A 3,850-nucleotide genomic window follows, 5' to 3' on the forward strand; every position below is an offset into this window, starting at 1 on the left:
TTCATCAATGATCTTCACTTTAACTGAATTATCCAGCATATTCTTATCTATCAGCTTAAACATCCCATCTATACTTGCCTCCTGTGGCTTTCGCTTTGTATAGACAGTCAATTTATGCTCTCCTGAATTTAACCTGTGCTTTTTCTGATACACTGGTCTTTTTACCTGTTTACCTTTCACATAAGCATTACCAAATATCACGATTTCCACCAGATCATTCATCTCTGCCTTGCTGTCATTTCCCTGACCGTCAGCATAATACTTATTCATCTCAAATTCCAGTTCCACCCGATATTTACGCTTACCTTCCTGCCAGCACTCAGCCTTTTTCATTTTGTTATCATACAAAGTAATTTTCTTGAACCAGTCATCAATAATATAGTTTAAGCTGTCAGGTACAATTGGTTCAATATATTCCATGAATTCCAGGGAGTTCGTATATGGTGGTTCCTCATAGGCAGTAGCCTGCAAATACTTCTTCAAGGCAGAATTAACTGCTTTTTCTCCGCAATAATCCCGCAGAGCATACATGATGACAGCACCTTTATAATAATAAATATACTGCTGGCTTTCTACCAGGTATAAAGGCAGTTCTTCTCGGGATTCTCCACCTCTTCCAATCAGATATGAGCTTAATTCATGCTTCAAAAACCTGCCTATCTGTGACTTGCCATATTCCTTTTCCATCACCATCAAAGAACTGTATTGTGCCAAAGCTTCACTCATCAGCACACTGCCCTGCACATTTGCACCAATCACCTGATGTGCCCACCATTGATGACCCAGTTCATGTGCTGTCACGTTGTAAGGATAATCTATATCTTCACTATTCTCTCTCACATCAGCTACAAAGCCAATACTTTCTGAATAGGGAATGGTGTTTACAAAGCTCTGGGCATAGGAAGAATACCTGGGAAATTCCAGGATCCTCACCTGCCTGTCTGGATAAGGCCCAAAGTTTTTACTAAAATAACCAAGTCCACTTTTAAGTGCCTTTATCATCCTTTCTGTATTATAGGGATGATGATGATCATAATAGATAGTCAATTCAACGTCTTCACCGGATTCATTTGTCCACACATCATGATTTTCTTCATAACGGGCAGAAACATAACAAAAGAAATTTAAACCCGGATGATCCATCTTATAGTGGAAATATTTCCTGCCATTTTCTTCCCATTCCTTTTGCAGATAGCCTGGTGTGATAGCTGTCTGGTCAATGCTGGTGGATAATATTGCTTCATAATTAACCCAATCCGCATCATCGCTGATATAGGTATTCATTCTTGCCTTTTCATCATCCACTTTTGCCATCCGCAGTTTTGGCTCCAGTCCATATTTCTTTCTTTTCTCCTCACTGGACAGTTCATAATTATCTGAATATCCCAGATGCGGGAAAAAAGTCATACTATTAAAAAATGTCCCATTTTCCACAACACTCGTTGCCGGAAAATAGCCTTTGGGCTGGATAGTGCAATCATATTCTATCACTATATCTTCTCCCGGTAGCAAAGGACTGGCAAGTTTATAGGAATATAGCCCATAATCAGTATCAACCACATTTGCCCGATATTCCCTGTCCATGGAAAAATAATTATAATCAAGGTCAGTATTCAGAATCACTATCAGAGAATCGATCGGCTGAGAAGTTTTGTTCCGTGCTGTCATCTTTCCCTGCACTTCTGCCCTGTTTGATCCTGGATATATATCTACCTGCACATACACATCAGTATAGCGAGGTTGAGCTATGTCATCATAATGCTGATATTTTTTCTCAAAATTTACCTGCTCCAGTTCCCCTGTTTTTGTCCGCTTAAATTCATTCAACACGTTCTCATTATAAAAGATATAGCTTCCCATACCAATAAATCCTACCAGAAATATTATTAAGGCAATTTTGTAATCTTTACCATATCTTTGCTGGCAGATCTGCCATCTTTTACGAAAGCTTGATTCCCTGCCCCGCGGATAAAATAATAAACCAACAACCAGAAAGATCGCTGCCAGAAATGCCCAGTATATTCTGAAACTTCCCCACCTGGCAAGCATATTACCAAAACCATTCATATCCGAATACATCCAGCTTCCACCTCTGCCATAACTGAATAAGGGATGCTCCAGACCAACTAAACTGAAATTACTGAATAAAAAATAACTGCCAATCGCCAGAGCATGTCCGGCAAATTTATTATTAGCCAGGATATGCACTAAAAATATCAATGCTGCCAACAGAGTAATACTTACCATACTCAAACCAAGATTTGCTGCATATAAACCAAGATTTATATCACTAAAACCCTTGAGCACCTGGTAGATGATACCTGCTATACTCGCCGCCAGGATCAGACAAAATTGCACCAAAAGCAGAGCAGTGAATTTAGAAAATAAATATACCCAGTTCGGAACCGGTTGACTATCCAGGATCCCATCCAGTTTATGCTCTCGCGCTTTCCATAAGGTCTCACCAGTATAGATCAAAAGGATGATAAGTGATATCATGGCAAAATTGGCATTGATCACTGCTGTCACGTTATAGGTTATTGCCAGCACCTGGGTTTCATAGAATCTGTTACTTTGTAATAATGATACCACCAGCAGAATCAGACCCGCAAAAGCGATAGTAATAAAATTTGCACTGCTGATTATTTCCTGAAATTCCAGCTTGATAAAGCTAAGACAGCGTTTCAGATTCTGCTTCCAGGAATAATCTTTATGCACAACAGGCACTTCAATCTCCACATAGCTGGTTTCAACCACCTTTTCCTTTTTGGCTTTCCCCGGAACCATGGTTTGACTGAATTTGAATTTCAGATACGTGATCAGCATCAATATCCCACCTGCTGCCAGCCAGATCAGTCTGTTCAAGAGCAATAACCCGGTAAAAGGAGGCATTTTTGTATTGCGTTCCACCACTGAGAAATTCTCATAAACCATTCCAACAGCATTCATCCCCATAGGATCGATCAGGGCCGCCACTTCCTTCATCTCCAATCTGTCGAATAACGCCGTACCAATGAAATATCCCACAAAAAGTACGATTCCTGCTATATATACCGGCAGCATCCTGCGTGTGGCAAATGCCAGTGAAAAGAATATTGCTCCGGTAAAAAGCACATTCGGCAGCACATTCACCAGATAAGGATATATATAATATAGTAAATTTACAGGACCAAAGGCAGCTTTATCAAGCCAGGGGCAAAATTGACCCACCAGCATCCCCAGTCCTGTTCCTGATAAAATAAATGTTAAGATCAATCCATTGGCAAAATACCTGCCCAGAAGATATGAAGCTTTGCTTACAGGTTTAGTGAAAAACATTGGATAAGTGTTATATTCAAAATCACGGTAAATACTGAAACCCATCACTGATGCCACTATGAATATGCCAAATAAGCCAAATATAGTGATCGCCGAATGGTTTATATAGGGTGAGTTCAAAGTAACTTTCTCACTGTTTATCATAACCCTGGTTCCAGTAAATGCCCCGGCAAGTGCATTCACGATCAGGATACCTAATATCAGAAATATCACAAAATAGATCCAGGTACTTAGTTTGCTGAGTCTGTATTTCATTTCAAAACCGAACACATTAAAGAACATTATACCCCCTCTATCATCTCATCCGCAGGGATTGTGGTGAAATATACATCCTCCAGATTGGCATCCTTGCCCGTAAATCCATCTCCTGGCATATTCTCAGAATACACATTGATCTGCTGCCTGCCTGCATGTAATTTCGTTGAGATCACTTTGTATTTTGCTATATATGCTCCAGATTCAGATTTATCTATCAATTTCTTCCAGATTTTGCCATTGATCGCTGCTATGGCTTCCAATGGATTGCCACGCA

2 protein-coding genes are annotated in these 3,850 nt (G+C 39.9%); both read right to left on the bottom strand.

Translation table 11 applies throughout. From position 1 onward, the window contains the following. Positions 1-3,600, bottom strand: a 3,600-nt coding sequence (locus RAO94_05750; protein MDP8321834.1) for a M1 family aminopeptidase, incomplete at its 3' end; no start/stop codon positions are given. After that, positions 3,600-3,850: hypothetical protein (locus RAO94_05755; GenBank protein ID MDP8321835.1), on the bottom strand; the 251-nt coding region annotated here is incomplete at its 5' end. The genes RAO94_05755 and RAO94_05750, both read right to left, overlap by 1 nt.

The organism is Candidatus Stygibacter australis, assembly GCA_030765845.1.
Taxonomy (GTDB): domain Bacteria; phylum Cloacimonadota; class Cloacimonadia; order Cloacimonadales; family TCS61; genus Stygibacter; species Stygibacter australis.